Here is a 16,089-nt window from a genome sequence, read left to right as displayed (position 1 = left end):
AAACGCGATCGCTACTATAGCGGATCTGTTTGCCGGAAACGTTATGGGGATAACCGTTTCGCCGAGCCTTACATCTGTTCCACTTCGTTTGCTAGGGGCAGGCCTTGCTCAAAACAGGTCAGATTTTCAATTGTCGTACGGGCAATATCCGTGAGGGCATTGCGGGTAAAGAAGGCTTGGTGAGCAGTAATCACCACATTGGGGAAGGATTGCAGGAGTTGAAAGGTGTCGTCTTGGATAATCGTGTCCGAAAGATCTTGGAAAAAGAGGGAGTCTTCCTCTTCATAGACATCAATGCCCAGATAGCCGATTTGGCCGCTTTTAATGCCCTCAATCACTGCTTTGGTGTCCACCAGTTTGCCGCGACTGGTATTGATTAACATCACCCCTCGCTTCATTTGGGCGATCGTGGTGGCATTGATCAGATGTTCATTTTCGGGCACCAAGGGGCAATGGAGCGTCACAATATCGGATGCCGCCAGCAGCGTCTCTAGGGTTGTGTAGGTACCAATCTCCCTAAAGGCTTCACTAGGGTAGGGATCATAGCCGTAGAGGTGGCAGCCAAAACCAGCCATAATCTGAGCAACAATACGGCCAATTTTACCCGTGCCAATAATTCCGACCGTACAACCATGGAGGTCAAAGCCCATCAGCCCCTCCAAGGAAAAATTGTCATCGCGCACACGGTTGTAGGCACGGTGGAGTTTGCGGTTCAACATCAGGATCAGCCCCACCGTATGCTCCGCCACTGAATAGGGGGAATAAGTACTCACGCGGGTAACTGTGATGCCCAAGCTGGCCGCCGTTGCCAAATCCACATTGTTGAAGCCCGTACAGCGCAGTGTCACCAGACGCACTCCCAACTCTGCCAGCCGTTTTAGGGTCTCCACTCCCAAATCATCGTTGACAAACCCACAGACGGCATTGTGCCCCTCGGCCAAGGAGGCTGTTTGAGGGCGCAGCAGCACATCGTAATAGGTCAGGAGATGGGGGTGCCCCTGCGCTGCATTGGCGGCATTCAAAAACTGGCGATCGTAGGATTTGGCACTGAAAACGGCAACCTTCATGGCATTGCACTCCTGCCCTAGCGACATTACAGGTTTGAGAAAAGGGCTGTTGCTAGCTTAGCGAGTGAGATCTTAAGGTTGTGTTAAATGAGGACAAATCGTTAGGCGATGTACCTAAGGGTTCTGAAAAAACTGGCGAATGGTTGCGGCAATATGCTCAATGGTGGCATCGCTCAACTCAGGCCAAATGGGTAAGCTCAGTACCTCGCGAGCAAGGCGATCGCTCACAGGATTGGGTGGAGATTGCCCCTTATACATTGGACAGTGATCTTGGGGAATCGGGTAGTAAATCATTGAACTAATGCCAGCCGCCTTCAGGTAAGCCGCAAGGGCGTCCCGCTGGCCATTGAGTACCCGAATCGTATATTGATGAAATACATGTCCCGGAGATACTGTTGGGGTGACCACCGTCTCAAGACCCGCCAAGGCTTGGTTATAGGTTTGGGCGACTCGCCGTCGCTCTTGATTCCAGCGATCGATATGGGGTAGCTTCACCCGCAGAATTGCCGCCTGTAGGCTGTCCAAGCGAGAATTGTAGCCAATCATTTCGTGGTGGTAGCGTTGACGGGAGCCGTGAACCCGCAGCATGCGCGATCGCTCGGCTAAATCATCATCATTGGTGGTAATCAGCCCCCCATCACCATAGGCACCCAAGTTCTTGGTTGGGAAAAAAGAAAAGGCACCCATGCTGCCGATCGCCCCCGTGAATTGATGGGCTAAAGTCTTTTGAGTCACCTCTGTACATTGACAATTTTCACAGGGTGGGCAATAGCGGGCACCAAAGGACTGGGCACAATCCTCAAGAATTGCTAACCCATGAGCCTGAGCAAGTTCCACAATTGCTCCCATGGCTGCCGGTCGCCCAAATAAATGCACGGGCAAAATCGCCTTGGTGCGGGGGGTAATCGCTGCGGCAACTTTACTGGGATCAAGGTTAAAAGAGTCCAGTTCCACATCCACAAAGACCGGGCGGGCACCCACCAAACTAATCGCCTCTGCCGTCGCAAAAAACGAAAAGGGGGTGGTAATCACCTCATCCCCAGCACCTATTCCCAAACTGCGCAGGGAAATCACCAGTGCATCTGTCCCTGAATTAACTGCTACCGCATGGCGCACCCCTAAATAGGCGGCTACCTCTTCCTCAAAGGCTTGTACCTCTGGTCCTAGAATAAACTGACCGGATGCCAGTACGCGGGCAACTGCGCGATCGATGTCTGCTTGCAGGGATTGATATTGGGTTTTGAGATCAAGAATAGGGATGGTATCCATGAGAGCATCGAGCGCAAGTCCTTAATTATCATCCTCTCACGAGCGTAGTGTGGTTTTAGCGAATTAAGCTAGGCTTAGAGTGTAGAGCCGTTCTCAAGGGCGGGGTTCCAGACCCGTTTTTTTTGATGAATCCCCAAGAGTTCTTAAAACGCTATGCCAGCGGTGAACGGGACTTTAATCGTGCCAGTTTGACAAATGGCGAGTTTATCAACGCTGATTTACGGGGGATTATTCTCTCCCGTGCCGACATGGAGTGGGTCAACCTGAGCGGAGCCAATCTCAGTGGTGCGGTGCTGTGTGGCGCAGAAATTGTTAATGCCATGCTCATCAAGGCAGAATTGGTGGATGCCAACCTCGCTGGCGCAAACCTTAGCCGCAGTGATCTCAGTTGGGCAAACCTGACGCGAGCCAATCTCAGCCGCGCTGAACTTAGTGAAACCACACTACGGGGAACGGTGCTTCAGGGAGCCAATCTCTCCCGTGTGGATTTGGCGAATGCGGATCTACGGGGACTGACACTCGACGGCGTTAACCTTTCGGGGGCAAATTTACAGGGCGCGAATTTGCATGGCACGGATCTAAAGCAGGCGAACCTAACCCGTGTGGATTTAATTCAGGCGGATGTCAGCAATGCCAATCTCAGTGGCGCGAACCTCAGCGGTGCGAACCTGAGTGGTGCTAATTTAACGGCGGCGAATCTCACGGGAGCCAATCTCAGCCGCGTTGATCTCACAGAAGTCAAGCTCAGTGAAGCCAACCTTGCCAAGGCCAATCTGGTGGGAGCTGAACTGGCAAAGGCAGACCTCTCGTCCCTAGAACTCTCTGAGGTTAACTTGAGTGGTGCCAATCTCAGTGGCGCGAATCTGAGTCATACCAACCTTAGTCGTGCGGATCTCAGTGGGGCGAATTTACGGGGCGCCAACCTCAGCCATGCCAAACTGGTGGGCACCAATCTGCGGGGGGCGAATCTCCAAGGGGCAAACTTGCAGGGGGCATTGCTGGACAATGCGGATTTGAGTCAAACGGATCTACGCAGTGCCAACCTCAGTGGCCTCGTCTTTAATGGCGTGAAGCTGCGGGGTGCCAATCTCAGTGGTGCCAATCTCCGCGACGTGGAGTTAACGGAAGCCAACTTTAGCCGTGCTGACTTGGTAGAAGCGAATCTCAGCCGTGCCCGCTTGGTGGGAGCCAACCTGAGTCGTGCTACCCTCTCAGAAGCGAATCTCAGCCGCGCCACCCTCAGTGGAGCCACCCTCAGCCGGGCAACGTTTAGCGGTAGCTTACTGGGAACCGTCGATCTCAGCGGTGTTAACTTGAGTGGGGCAGATTTAGGGGATGCCAACCTTTCCGGCTCTAACCTGTCGCGGGCGGATTTGACGCGGGTGAACCTGACCGCTGCGGATATGAGTGGTGCCAACCTCAGTGAAGTGGATTTGCGGGGCACAATTATGCCCGACGGCCGGCGGCGAGCCTAGGGCTACTCCTCAGTTTCAAAGGATTCTACCTCAGTTTCAACAGGCTGGGGTCTCGGTGGCGCTTGACGGCCAAAGAGGTGCACCAAGTGCTTCAAATGAGCGGCAAGTTCAAGGGTGAGTTGGCCCGCAGTTAGCCGCCACGCCCAGTTGCCTTCGCCAGTACCGGGGAAATTCATGCGGGCATGACTATCGAGGCCGAGCAAATCTTGAACGGGAAGAATGGCTTGGTTGGCAACGGTTCCTAGGGCCATGCGAATCAAAGCCCAGTGGGGTTCGCTGGGGGTATAGCCCAAATAGTCAATGAGGCGCTGCCGTTCCCAGTCACTTAGGTTGCGGTACCAGCCGACAGTTGTGTCATTGTCATGGGTGCCGGTGTACACCACACAGTTGCGCTCTTGATTAAAGGGCAAAAAAGGATTATCTGAACCACCACCGAAGGCAAATTGGAGAATTTTCATCCCCGGAAACTGAAACTGATCCCGTAGGGCAATGACATCGGGGGTAATATCCCCTAAATCCTCGGCGAGAATAGGCAGTCGTCCCAAGGCAGCTTGCAAGGTTTCAAAGAAGGCAGCACCAGGACCCGGTTGCCACTCGCCATTGACCGCTGTTTCCTCCCCTTCGGGCACTTGCCAGTAGCCCTGAAAGCCGCGAAAGTGATCCACACGGATAATGTCCATGTAGGAGAGCAGGGCACGGAAGCGCTCAATCCACCAAGAGTAGCCATCGGCAGCCAAGGCTTGCCAGTTGTAAATGGGGTTGCCCCAGAGTTGTCCTGTGGTACTGAAGTAATCTGGGGGCACACCGGCCATGAGGGCAGCCCCACCCGTTTCTGGATTGAGTTCAAAAAATTGGGGAAAGGCCCAGACATCGGCACTGTCGTGGGCAACGTAGATGGGAATATCACCGATAATCTGGATGCCCTGTTGATTGGCGGCTTCCTTGAGAGCCTGCCACTGCCGATAAAAGAGAAATTGCTGAAATTCGTATTCAAAGATGCGCTCTTTGAGAAGGGCTTGCAGAGCAGTAAGGGCAGTGGGTTCGCGATCGCGCAAAGGGGCGGGCCATTCATACCACGGCTGTCCCTCGTGGTGATCCTTCAGCGCCATAAAGAGGGCATAGGTGGGCAGCCAGTAGTGGGCAAGGGCTTGAAAGTCGCGAAAGGCCTGCCAGTCTTCTGGGGTGGCTTGATTCTGAAAGCGTTGAGCAGCAAGGCGGAGCAGGGGGAGTTTTTGGCTAATGACAGCCTCGAAATCGACGCGATCGCTATTCTCAAGCGTGAGTCCTGCCAAATCTGCTTCCGTTAACCAGCCCTCCTTGACCAGTTCATCCAAGCTGATCAGCAGTGGGTTGCCGGCCATGGCAGAGTAGCACATATAGGGGGAATTGCCAAAGCCTGTTGGCCCTAGGGGCAAGACCTGCCAGTACTGCTGATCACTGGCAACCAAAAATTCAAGGAACTCACGAGCTGCCGCACCCAAGTCACCAATGCCATGACCACCAGGCAGGGACGTGGGATGAAGCAGTAAACCACAGGAGCGGGGAAAGTGCATTATTTAAGCCACGGGGAGACTTGAGCTAATTATCGCCCAATTCTGGATCGGCAATCTCGCTGGATTCCGCTAGAATTTCTGCTTCAAGGGCGGCTAGCTCCTCTGGTGACATCCGTGCAAGGCGATCGCTCATCACTGCCTCTTCATAGTCTTTGAGTTGCTGATGGTAGGTCATCCGTCCTGTAAAGACCCGCAGGAAATATGTCGAGAGCCAACCCAGAACCACCAAGACAAAAATGGCTTGACTCCAAATCCCGGCTTGAAGCGGCTCAATCCCCGCAATGCGCAACAGGAGATAAACCAAGCCGCCCGTAAAGAAAACACCAATGCCAATCCCTAGAACATCAATGCGGCGCATAGCACCTAGGAATCGAGAGAGCGCGGTTGGGGACGAAAGTTAATAAAGGGTGCCAGCAGGAGTAATCCCGGAAAGAAGAACGTCACCAGAAAGTACATAAATGCCCGCTCAAAGGAGCCAGCCACATACCAGCGAGCATTCAAATAGGCATAGACGATCGCCGGCACCACCAGCAGATATAGCCCTGCCAAGGCGCCATAGACACCGAGTACCAAAAGCTCTGTTGAAACTGCCATAATTGCTACCTCTTCACCAACGATGACCAAACTATTCTGCAACGGTGCGGGTTTCCCTCACCGCTTCCCCAAGGGCAGGAACGGCCATTCCCATGGCTTGCGCAAGGGCTGGGGGCGGAGCTTGGCGACTGGGAGCATTGAGATATTGCCCTGTCAAAATAGGGGGCACCGGCTTCATCTTGTGCTTGGCGGTAAAGAGGCGATGGGTTTGGGCAAGGTTGCCACGCTCACTGATATGCTCATTGGCAATTTTCTTACGCAGCTTGACGATCGCATCCATGATCGCCTCTGGACGGGGCGGACAGCCGGGCAAATAAACATCCACGGGAATCAGCTTGTCCACACCACGCACGGCGGAATAAGAATCAGAGCTAAACATTCCCCCTGTGATCGTGCAGGCGCCCATGGCAATCACGTACTTGGGATTGGGCATTTGATCGTAGAGGCGAACCAAGGCGGGTGCCATTTTCATCGTGATAGTGCCAGAGGTGATGATCAAATCCGCCTGACGGGGGCTATTGCGGGGCACCAAGCCAAAGCGATCGAAATCGAAGCGCGAGCCAATCATGGCCGCAAACTCAATGAAGCAGCAGGCAGTGCCATACATGAGTGGCCAAAGGCTCGATAGCCGCGCCCAGTCATAGACATCATTGAGGGAAGTCAAAATAATATTTTCAGCAAGTTCTTGGGGAACTTCAGGACGAGCAATCGGATTGAGAATGGCAGGCGAGGTCGTATTGGTCATAGGGTTCCCTCAAGGGACATCGGCCAAATGTAAAAACACTTAAGATTATAGGCGTTTGACCCAACAGATGCACCCAATCCGATGTAGTGAGCAATAAAAAAACTTGACACCAAGGATAAATTATTTTTGACTGCCCACCTGTAGCCCCGGTGGTAATTCCAAGGTATCGCCAATGGTCGTTCCATCCCAGTAGGCCGCCAGCAGGACATCACAGGTTTTGCCCCAGGCGATCGCCCCCCGATGGTCGAGGCCAATGGCGCCAAAATCGCGTTGCCGACTAGCGGCTTCGCGGAAGGATTTTTCAAAGGCCGCCTCTAGGGACAAGCCATCGGTTACCCGCACCACAATCCGCGTGGCCAGCGCCTCATCAAGAATATCCTCACCAATGCCAGTACAACTGACTGCTGCTAAGCTGTTGGCATAGTTGCCGGCTGGGGTTGCGGAGTCACTCACCCGCCCAATGCGCTCAAAGCCCTTGCCGCCAGTGGAAGTCCCCACGGCCAAGTGTCCCTGCTGATCTAAAACCACAACACCAATCGTGCCCCGCCTTGCCTCCTCGGCCACGACTCCGGCCATCGATTTTTGGAAATTGCCTTTGCGTTCCTCGAGCCACTCGTAGAGTCGCTGATCCGTGAGGGGTTGATACACAGGAATCCCTAGCTCACGAGCCAGTTCTGCTGCTCCCACATCGGACAGAATACGGTCAGGGCACTGTTGCAGCCAGTGGGCAAGATCAATGGGATTTTTCACCCGTGAGACATTAATGACACCGCTGAGGCTCTGCCGCTGCCCATCCATGAGCGAGGCACTCATGCGAATTTGACCGTCCGATTGCAGCACAGACCCCGTGCCTGCATTAAAGCGCGGTTCATCCTCTAGGAGCCGACACCCCAAAACCACTGCCTCAATCGCCGTTGCCCCTTCTTTTAGGGCCTGAACCACTTGGCTGACAATGGTATGCAGGGATTGGCGGACGGGAATGAGACCGCCTTTGTCTTGGAGCGAGCTGCCGGCGCCGCCATGGAGAATAACAGTGGGTTGGGGCATCCTCAATCCTAGAAATTATAGGGTGTTCTAGCTCCAAAATACCCTGTGGCGATCGCCGAAATCCACTGCCCTAAGCAACCGCAGCTGTCGGCATCTCCTCATAGTCCGTAGAGACTTCCTCAGCATTCAGGAGCGCTTGCAGTTCTTGGATGGCTTGCTGCGTATCTTCCACTTGACTGAGGAGCGATCGCGCGATTTTTTCCCCAGAGGCGGTGGACTCTACAACCTCGCGAATGTGATGGCGAAAATGATTGGCCATTTCCTCTACTTGTTGGTTGGCAAAGACCACTTGGTTGGCCAATTTGTTAATTGCCTCACTGATAAAATCGAAACCAGCCATCTGCTGGCCACTGCGACTGGCAATCAGCCCCGCCTGCACCGCAAGGTGTTTCACCTGACGGGTAATCTCAGCAATTTGATGGGTGGCTTGGTCGATAATTTCCACGTCCTGTTTCAGCCGTTCGCTGAGGCGATAAACCTCCGCTGTGTGACGGCTAATTTGGTTAACCCCGGTGAATGTTTGCTGAAAGGCTTTGCGCCCCCGCTGGGAAAGAACTTGGCTAATGGAGACGAACCGTTGATTGAGTTGGGCAATCCGCTCCGCTTGCTCACGCACAGAGCGCTCCTGCTGCTCTAGGGCTTCGTTCATTTGTTGGGTGCGGCTTAGCTCGCTTTCAAGGCGCTTGGCATAGTCTTGGTTCCGCTCTTTTTCCACCTTTAACTTCTCAAGGAGTTGCTGGGTGTGGAGGTGCTGCTGCTGAATGAAGAGATTTTTCTTGCTCAGCACTTGCGCTTGGGCAATCAGGATCACCCGCATATCCACCAACACCAGTTGCTTGCCCTTACGCACGACCACGGGTTCGTAGACAAAGGCGGGGGGGCGACTCAAGGCCTGTTCCACGGCTTCTTCGACGGGAGTGCGTGCCATCAAGACAAGGGGCGGTACTTGGGGGGCGGCAATTTCTGGAATCAATTTGATCGGGCGCGGCAAGTAGAGATCGCGACCAAACTGCTTACTCATGCGCTCAAAAAACTTGACCTTGGAGATCATGCCGATGACGCGATCGCCTGCCACCACCAGTACCCCCGGTAGCTCAGGATAACGTTGAAATTCGTCAGCCACTTTTTCAGAGATGGTTTCAGGGGAAACCTGATAGGAAAAATAGGGTAAGTCAGCCAACGTAGCGGCTGCGGACAGTTGGATATTGACTGTCTCATTCATCTGATTCTCCCCCGGAGTGAGTATTCAATTGTTTTAGCGTGAAGACTGTACCTTGCTTTACCTCACTATAAATTATCTCGACTTAAGAGTAGGAGGAAATTATTTTTTGGTTATCTTTTGGTTAAGTTCGATTCCCATTAGATTTCAAAATACCCGAATTTTTCACTTATTCCAGACTCACAGACTTCGGATTAAATTTAAGACGTATGGCAAATGAATGTTATGTAGAATACACTTTTTATTTTTGAGGCTATGAATTTTCAGCATACCACTGCTGCACCTGCTGTTGAATGGCTGCCGTTTCTGTGGCGCTCAATTTATCCAAATTTTTGAGGATAATGCTCATGCGTCCTTGGCGACTCAAGATTTTGCGGTGTCGGGCTAGAAAGTGCCAATAAAAAAAGTTAAAGGGACAGGCGCGATCGCCCACCCGTTGCTTGGGATCGTAGGCGCACCCTTGGCAATAATTACTCATGCGTTGAATGTAGTTAGCAGACGCCGCATAGGGCTTGGAGGCCAACAGCCCGCCATCGGCAAATAAGCCCATTCCCAAAACATTGGTTTGCATCACCCAATCGTAGGCATCAATAAAGACACTGTGGAACCAGTTTTCCACTTGTTGGGGAGACAAGCCAGTAATCAGGGCAAAGTTGGCGAGGATCATCAGCCGTTGAATGTGGTGGGCATAGCCTGTGCGCTCAATTTGCTGCAGAACGTGGCGCAGACAATTCATCGAGGTGCGATCGCTCTGCCAAAGGAACGTCGGTAAGGATTGAGTGTGCTGAAAGAAATTATGCTGGCAGTAGTCAGCACCAAGGTAGTGATAGAGACCATACATATACTCGCGCCAGCCGAGAATTTGGCGAATAAAGCCCTCCACACTGTTGAGGGGCAGCGGCCGTTCCCTATAGGCGACTAAGACAGCATCGATCACTTCTTGGGGGTGCAATAGCCCTAGGTTCAAATAGGGGGACAGCAAACTGTGCCACAGGCTCTCTTCTCCTGCCACCATGGCATCTTGGTAGGGGCCAAACTGGGGCAAGCGGTATTCAATAAAGTTTTCCAAGACCTGCAGCGCTTGGGCGCGGGTGACTCCCCAGTCAAAGGGTTCGATGTGGCCGTAGGTGTCAAAGTTCCCTTGGCGCACTGTCTCAATGACTTCTTGGCTGATCTGATCGGGAGAAAAGCGCAGCGGTGGTGGCGGTTTGAGGCGAGTAGGCGGCGGTTGGCGATTTTCGGCATCGTAGTTCCACTTGCCACCCACGGGGGATTTGCCGTCCATGAGAATTTGAAACCGTTGGCGACCGGCGCGGTAGAAATACTCCAAGACCAGCGTTTTGCGACCTTTCGCCCAGTCCTGAAATTCTGCTTCTGACCAGAGAAAGTGATTGTTGGGCAAGAACTTAATGGTACAGGGGAGATCGAGGGTAGCGATCAGATCCCGAAAGGGGCGATCGCTGGGTTGCATGATCCGCAGTTCGTGGATATGGTGGGCTGCAATCCACTGTCGCAGTGGGGTAGCAAAGTTGGGGGCGATCGCATAGGTCACCGGCCAACCGGCTGCTTCCAGTTCTTGGGCAAAATGCCGCATGGCCGACCAGACCAGCACGAGTTTTTGAGCATGGTAGCGGCGTTGTTTCACCCATTGGCGGGACTCAATGAGGATGACGGGCACAGGGGTTGGACAGCTTTGCAGGGCTGATTGCCCTTGCCACAGTTGATCGCCTAAAACCCAAACGCCAATGGCCATCTGAACTCAGATTGTGAATATTGTGAATAAGGACTAAAGGAGAATGGTTTAGTACAACCAATGTGATTTATCTTAGTGTTCAACTGTTGCAACTCCATACGACACTCATCATGCAAATTCGCCGGCGTCCCCCTAATCCTGCTGTAACCGTTCGCAACCTCCACTACCAAGTACCGGTGGCCGATGAGGCTCCCCGCAATATCCTTGAGAAAATCGTGTGGCACAAGGAACAGGAGGTAGAGCAACTGCGGGAAGTGCTCCCCCTGCCGGACTTGCAACGTCAGGTACTCGATGCACCACCCGTACGCTCCTTTTTCGCCGCGCTGCAAAACCCTGTCACCCAGCCAGCACTGATTGCCGAGGTCAAAAAGGCCTCTCCCAGTAAGGGCATTATTCGCCCCAACTTTAATCCGGTGGCGATCGCCCAAGCCTATGTTGCCGCTGGCGCGACTTGCCTTTCCGTCCTGACGGACAGGGAGTTTTTCCAAGGCAGTTTTGAGTACCTCGCCCAAATTCGCCAAGTGGTGGACGTGCCACTGCTGTGCAAGGACTTTATCATTTACCCCTACCAAATGTTCTTGGCGCGGTTGCGGGGCGCTGATGCGGTTCTCTTAATCGCTGCCATTCTCTCGGATCGCGATCTGCGTTATTTCCTGCGCATTGCCCATGGCTTGGGGCTAACCGCATTAGTGGAGGTGCACACCGCCGAGGAGATGGAACGGGTACTTGAGCTGGAGGACGTACAGTTGGTGGGCATCAACAATCGCAACTTGACGGACTTTAGTGTTGATCTAGCCACCACTGAACAGCTTTTGGCCACCTATGGGGCGCAACTGCGCGATCGCCACATCCTTGTGGTCAGTGAATCGGGCATTCATCAGCGTGCCGATGTTGAGCGGGTGACACAAGCCGGTGCCCAGGCCATTTTAGTCGGAGAATCCCTCATGCGACCCCCAGTAGAGATGGCGCACTGCAGCGAGGCGGAGCAACTCCAAGCACGGATTCAGCAGTTATTCCCAGAGTTAGCACGCTAGGTATGCCCCTGAAGGCAGTTTTGTTTGATTTCAATGGTGTCATCCTCGACGATGAGGCGATCCATGCTGCCCTCATTGAGGAGATTCTGCTGCAAGAAAATCTGCGACCCCAGCGGGGCGAGTACGACCTATTTTGCCTAGGCCGCAGCGATCGCGCCTGTTTGGATAATCTCCTCAGCCGCCGCGGCCGGGCAGTGACCCCCGCCTATCTGGATAAACTGGTGGCACAAAAGGCAGTCGCCTACCGCGCACGCTTGGCCAATATGGAGCCTTTTCCCTTCTTTGCGGGGGCGATCGCCCTGCTGGAGAAACTCCATGCTGCGCAGTTGAAAATTGCCATTGTCACCGGTGCCCTGCAATCCGATGTGGACTTGGCTCTTGAGCGGGGAAACTTGACTGGCATTGTGGACTGCATTATCAGTGCCGAAAGTGTGGAACGCGGCAAACCCTATCCCGACCCCTATCTCCGTGCCATTGCAGCCTTGCAAGCCCTAGGGGGCGATCTCACAGCCGCTGATTGTCTGGCGATCGAGGACACCTTGGTGGGGGTGCAATCCGCCCGCGAGGTCGGTGTCAAAGTCTTGGGGGTCGCGCACACCTATCCCTTCCACATGCTCCAGCGTCGCTGCCATTGGGTGCTCGATCGCCTTGATCAGTTTGACCTTGAGGAAATTGCCCCGGTGTTTGATCGCAGCGTGGCCGCCACCCCCTCCTAGAGGTGTTTCACCTCAGCAATGAGTTGATTGAGCACTTCCTTGGCATTGCCAAACAGCATTAGAGTTCTGTCCTTGTAGAACAACTCATTGTCAATACCGGCAAAGCCCGGATTGAGGCTGCGCTTGATCACAATCGTGTGTCGTGCCCGATCCACATCGAGAATGGGCATCCCATAGACGGGGCTACCGGGGTTGGTGCGAGCGGCTGGATTCACGACATCATTGGCACCAATGACCAGTGCCACATCCACATGCTCAAACTCTGGATTAATGTCCTCCATGTCCTTGAGTTGGGGGTAGGGGACATTGGCTTCGGCAAGCAGCACATTCATGTGACCGGGCATGCGACCTGCCACCGGGTGGATCGCGTATTTGACATCGACACCCAGCCGCTCCAGTTGATCCGCTAGTTCTTTGACACTGTGCTGTGCTTGAGCCACCGCCATTCCATAACCGGGGACAATGACCACCGACTTGGCATAACCTAGCATCATCGCACTTTCTTCGGGGTCAATGGTGCGCACTGACTTCGCGGTGGCATGAACACTACCCTCAGCACTGCCTGTGGTCGAGCTACCAAAGCCACTAAAGAGCACATTGGCCAAGGAGCGATTCATGGCCTTGCACATGATTTGCGTCAGGATCAGCCCCGAAGCCCCCACCAAGGCACCAGCAATAATCAGCATACTGTTGCCCACAATAAAACCGGCAGCACTGGCAGCCAAGCCCGAAAGGGAGTTCAAAAGGGAAATCACGACCGGCATATCGGCACCGCCAATGGGCAGAACAAAGAGCACCCCCAAAATGCTGGCGATCGCCACCAAGCCCCAGAAAATCGGCATCTGACTTGGATCCAACCACACCCAGCCACTGGCCACCAAGAAAGCCACCAGCAAGCCGAGGTTAATCGCCTGCTGCATCGGGAAAATGATCGGGGTTCCCGAAATCAATCCCTGAAGTTTACCAAAAGCAACAAGGCTACCAGTAAGGGTGACGCCACCAATCAGCACCCCCAAAATAATCGTGATCAGCGTACTGGGGGTCAGCGGTTCACCCACGGCCACAATGCGGCAAAATTCACCAATGCCCACCAAGGCAGAGGCCGCCCCTCCTAAGCCATTGAGTAACCCCACCATCTGGGGCATGGCCGTCATTGCCACTTTGTAGGCAGCGATCGCGCCAATGACACTGCCGAGGCCCATGGCCGCTAGGATGCCCGTATAGCTAATAATCTGGCGATCGAGGAGCGTGACCACAATCGCAATCAACATCCCCAAGGCGGCAAGGCGATTTCCTTGACGGGCCGTGGCCGGAGACCCCAGTTTTTTCAAACCGAGGATAAAGAGCGCCGCAGCACCCAGATAGCTCAATTCTTCAATGCGTGTTAGCCAATCCATGGTTCCTACCGCTTAAACATCTGCAACATGCGATCCGTGACCAAAAAACCGCCCACCACATTAATCGTGGCGAGCACTGTCGCAATGAATCCCAAGACCACCGTTAAAGTGGTGTGCCCACTCCCCGCCATCAGTAGGGCACCAATTACGGCAATCCCCGAAATGGCATTGGCACCAGACATGAGGGGAGTATGCAGCGTGGGCGGGACTTTGTTAATCACCTCAAAGCCAATGAAACTGGCCAGCACAAAAATTATCAAACCGACAAGAATAGGATCTGTCATAGAACGAATCCTCTAGGGAAATTTCTAAGCCGTTGTTGCCAAGGTTTGGTCAGGATGTAAAAGTTGCAGTACCCGTGGGTTGCGAACCCGCCCTGCATGGGTGATACAGGCGGCATCAACAATGTCATCGCCAAAGTTCAACACCAATTCCCCCTTGGGAGCAAGGTACTTCAGGAGCGTTGAAATGTTTTTGGCATACATTTGACTGGCATGAATAGCCATTGTCGAGGGCAGATTAATCGGGCCAATAATAGTGACCCGCTGATGACAAATAGAGCGCCCCGGTTCTGTGCAGGCACAGTTGCCCCCCTGCTCAGCGGCTAAATCCACAATCACCGAACCCGGTTTCATGCTGGCCACCATCCGTTCTGTCACCAAAAGAGGAGCAGGCTTGCCGGGAATTTGAGCAGTGGTAATGACCACATCGGCACTGTGGACATGGGCAGCGATCGCCTCTTGGGTTTTGTGCTTTGCCGCCTCAGAAACCTCTTTGGCATAGCCGCCGGCAGCAACCGTATCCTCCTCAAGGTTGACTTCGACAAATTTGGCACCGAGGCTTTGTACTTCCTCCTTGACCGCTGGGCGAATATCAAAGGCTTCAACCACAGCTCCCAAACGCCGCGCGGTGGCGATCGCCTGCAAGCCAGCCACCCCTGCTCCAATCACAAACACCTTAGCGGGGGGAATCGTACCCGCTGCCGTCGTCAACATCGGGAAAAAGCGCGGCAAATTAGCAGCGGCCAATAACACCGCCGCATAGCCTGCCACCGCTGCTTGGGAAGACAGGGCATCCATACTCTGGGCACGACTGGTGCGGGGAATGCACTCGAGGGCAAAGGCAGTAATATGCCGCTCTGCCAAGTGTTGCATCTGCCATGGATTGCCCAAGGGATTGAGAAAACTAATTAAGGTGGTGCCGGGTCGAATCCACTCCACCTCGCGATCGCGCAAGGGAGCCACCTTGAGCACCACATCCACATTGCCCCAGACCTCTTCAATGGAGTAACCAATTTCCGCACCCGCTGCACGGTAGTCATCATCGCTGAAGTGAGCCATATCTCCTGCACCGGACTCCACACAAAGGTGATACCCCTGCTGCACCAGCTTGGCAACAACCTCCGGAACCAAGGCAACCCGTTGTTCACCCACTTCGCGTTCCTTAACGACCCCAACTTTCATAGGCACTCTTGGATAGGGTTTGCAGTCTTGACAGAACAATTCCTTGGTGTACTCATCCGGGCATTTTTATAACCGCCCGACACCGTCACAACACATTCACCTGCTGTCCTGTACTGATCCTCACGCTACTGCGATCCCCTCGGAAATGGGCGCAAATGTCAGCGTTTTGTGGGAATTCTCCACAAGTCTTATGATCCCCAGGGAGGGTTGTAACAAATGTTGACACTATGTTTGTTCTTTGTCCCTGCCTTGAGTGACCTTAGGAGCCATCAATCCCAGCACCCTTATGGCAGACTAAGAGATTGCAAGTACAGAGTCACAGGCATGTTCAAAACAATTTTAGTGGCCCTCGATACCAGTGAGCTATCGGCACGGGTGATGGCGGCGGTGGCACAGTTAAATCTTGACCCGGATGCCCAAGTGATTCTCAGTCATGTGATCTCACCGACAGAGGCGGGTTTTGGCGTCAGTGCCGATCGCCCCTCGTTGCATCCGCAAATGGGCACCTACCGTAGTATTGAGCAGCATTTACAACAGTTCCAAAGCCACCTCCCCTGTGACTCGGAAATTGAAATTGTTACCGGTGACCCCGTCGAGGAAATTTTACGCTTGGCCAATATCTATGGGGCAGACCTAATTGTGCTGGGGAGTCGCGGCCTCACGGGGGTTGAGCGGGTTGTGCAAGGCTCAGTAAGTGGCGCCGTTGTGGCGGATGCCCCCTGTTCGGTGTTTGTGGTTAAGTCAGCGGAAACTTAGG

At 53.7% G+C, this 16,089-nt stretch carries 16 protein-coding genes; 4 read left to right on the top strand and 12 right to left on the bottom strand.

Translation table 11 applies throughout. The features are described 5' to 3' along the window. Nucleotides 1-68: 68 nt before the first annotated feature. Entirely contained in the window at nucleotides 69-1,067 is a 999-nt protein-coding gene (locus M0644_RS12090; protein WP_149821189.1) for a 2-hydroxyacid dehydrogenase, read from the bottom strand. Between the two features lie 114 nt (nucleotides 1,068-1,181). Then, entirely contained in the window at nucleotides 1,182-2,336 is a 1,155-nt protein-coding gene (locus tag M0644_RS12085; protein ID WP_286625875.1) for a DegT/DnrJ/EryC1/StrS aminotransferase family protein, read from the bottom strand. A 125-nt stretch (nucleotides 2,337-2,461) separates the two neighbouring features. Between M0644_RS12085 and M0644_RS12080 the strand changes: the two genes are divergently transcribed. Continuing rightward, entirely contained in the window at nucleotides 2,462-3,811 is a 1,350-nt protein-coding gene (locus M0644_RS12080; protein WP_286625873.1) for a pentapeptide repeat-containing protein, read from the top strand. Between the two features lie 2 nt (nucleotides 3,812-3,813). On the opposite strand, the gene malQ is transcribed toward M0644_RS12080, so the two are convergent. The 7 genes from malQ to M0644_RS12045 all read right to left on the bottom strand — a co-directional run bounded on the left by malQ (nucleotide 3,814) and on the right by M0644_RS12045 (nucleotide 10,722). Next, nucleotides 3,814-5,364, bottom strand: a complete 1,551-nt coding sequence (malQ, locus tag M0644_RS12075; RefSeq protein ID WP_286625871.1) for a 4-alpha-glucanotransferase — start codon at nucleotides 5,362-5,364, stop codon at nucleotides 3,814-3,816. A gap of 25 nt (nucleotides 5,365-5,389) precedes the next feature. Further along, nucleotides 5,390-5,722 (bottom strand): DUF3007 family protein, encoded by a 333-nt coding sequence (locus M0644_RS12070; protein ID WP_149821181.1) that lies wholly within the window; start codon nucleotides 5,720-5,722, stop codon nucleotides 5,390-5,392. Nucleotides 5,723-5,727: 5 nt separating this feature from the next. Next, on the bottom strand, nucleotides 5,728-5,958 hold the full coding sequence (ndhL, locus tag M0644_RS12065) for a photosynthetic/respiratory NAD(P)H-quinone oxidoreductase subunit L (protein ID WP_181495109.1): 231 nt from the start codon (nucleotides 5,956-5,958) through the stop codon (nucleotides 5,728-5,730). Nucleotides 5,959-5,989: 31 nt separating this feature from the next. Then, a complete protein-coding gene (ndhK, locus tag M0644_RS12060) occupies nucleotides 5,990-6,703 on the bottom strand; it encodes a photosynthetic/respiratory NAD(P)H-quinone oxidoreductase subunit K (RefSeq protein WP_286625869.1) in 714 nt (237 codons plus the stop codon). Between the two features lie 120 nt (nucleotides 6,704-6,823). After that, complete coding sequence (locus M0644_RS12055) at nucleotides 6,824-7,750, bottom strand: isoaspartyl peptidase/L-asparaginase (protein ID WP_286625868.1); 927 nt, start codon at nucleotides 7,748-7,750, stop codon at nucleotides 6,824-6,826. Between the two features lie 70 nt (nucleotides 7,751-7,820). Beyond that, a complete protein-coding gene (locus M0644_RS12050) occupies nucleotides 7,821-8,972 on the bottom strand; it encodes a methyl-accepting chemotaxis protein (protein ID WP_286625867.1) in 1,152 nt (383 codons plus the stop codon). 250 nt (nucleotides 8,973-9,222) lie between these two features. Next, nucleotides 9,223-10,722, bottom strand: coding sequence for a cryptochrome/photolyase family protein (locus M0644_RS12045; RefSeq protein WP_286625866.1), 1,500 nt, complete (start codon nucleotides 10,720-10,722; stop codon nucleotides 9,223-9,225). A 110-nt stretch (nucleotides 10,723-10,832) separates the two neighbouring features. Between M0644_RS12045 and trpC the strand changes: the two genes are divergently transcribed. Continuing rightward, nucleotides 10,833-11,756 (top strand): indole-3-glycerol phosphate synthase TrpC, encoded by a 924-nt coding sequence (trpC, locus tag M0644_RS12040; protein ID WP_286627195.1) that lies wholly within the window; start codon nucleotides 10,833-10,835, stop codon nucleotides 11,754-11,756. A 2-nt stretch (nucleotides 11,757-11,758) separates the two neighbouring features. Then, the gene (locus tag M0644_RS12035) at nucleotides 11,759-12,472 is read left to right on the top strand and encodes an HAD family phosphatase (RefSeq protein ID WP_286625865.1); all 714 of its coding nucleotides are present in this window, start codon (nucleotides 11,759-11,761) and stop codon (nucleotides 12,470-12,472) included. Here the strand turns inward: M0644_RS12035 and M0644_RS12030 are convergent. From M0644_RS12030 to M0644_RS12020, 3 genes are read right to left on the bottom strand one after another with little or no spacing between them, the layout of a single operon-like run. Then, entirely contained in the window at nucleotides 12,469-13,869 is a 1,401-nt protein-coding gene (locus tag M0644_RS12030; RefSeq protein WP_286625864.1) for an NAD(P)(+) transhydrogenase (Re/Si-specific) subunit beta, read from the bottom strand. The genes M0644_RS12035 and M0644_RS12030 overlap by 4 nt on opposite strands. A gap of 5 nt (nucleotides 13,870-13,874) precedes the next feature. After that, complete coding sequence (locus tag M0644_RS12025) at nucleotides 13,875-14,153, bottom strand: NAD(P) transhydrogenase subunit alpha (RefSeq protein WP_286625863.1); 279 nt, start codon at nucleotides 14,151-14,153, stop codon at nucleotides 13,875-13,877. Nucleotides 14,154-14,177: 24 nt separating this feature from the next. Then, entirely contained in the window at nucleotides 14,178-15,332 is a 1,155-nt protein-coding gene (locus M0644_RS12020) for a Re/Si-specific NAD(P)(+) transhydrogenase subunit alpha (protein ID WP_286625862.1), read from the bottom strand. Nucleotides 15,333-15,656: 324 nt separating this feature from the next. On the opposite strand from M0644_RS12020, the gene M0644_RS12015 reads away from it, so the two are divergent. Beyond that, the gene (locus tag M0644_RS12015; RefSeq protein ID WP_149821161.1) at nucleotides 15,657-16,088 is read left to right on the top strand and encodes a universal stress protein; all 432 of its coding nucleotides are present in this window, start codon (nucleotides 15,657-15,659) and stop codon (nucleotides 16,086-16,088) included. Nucleotide 16,089: the final 1 nt, after the last annotated feature.

Origin of the sequence: Thermosynechococcus sp. B1, assembly GCF_030322985.1 — a bacterium.
Taxonomy (GTDB): domain Bacteria; phylum Cyanobacteriota; class Cyanobacteriia; order Thermosynechococcales; family Thermosynechococcaceae; genus Thermosynechococcus.
Note: the sequence above shows the minus strand (reverse complement) of the source record. Positions and strands in the feature narration are given on the sequence as shown.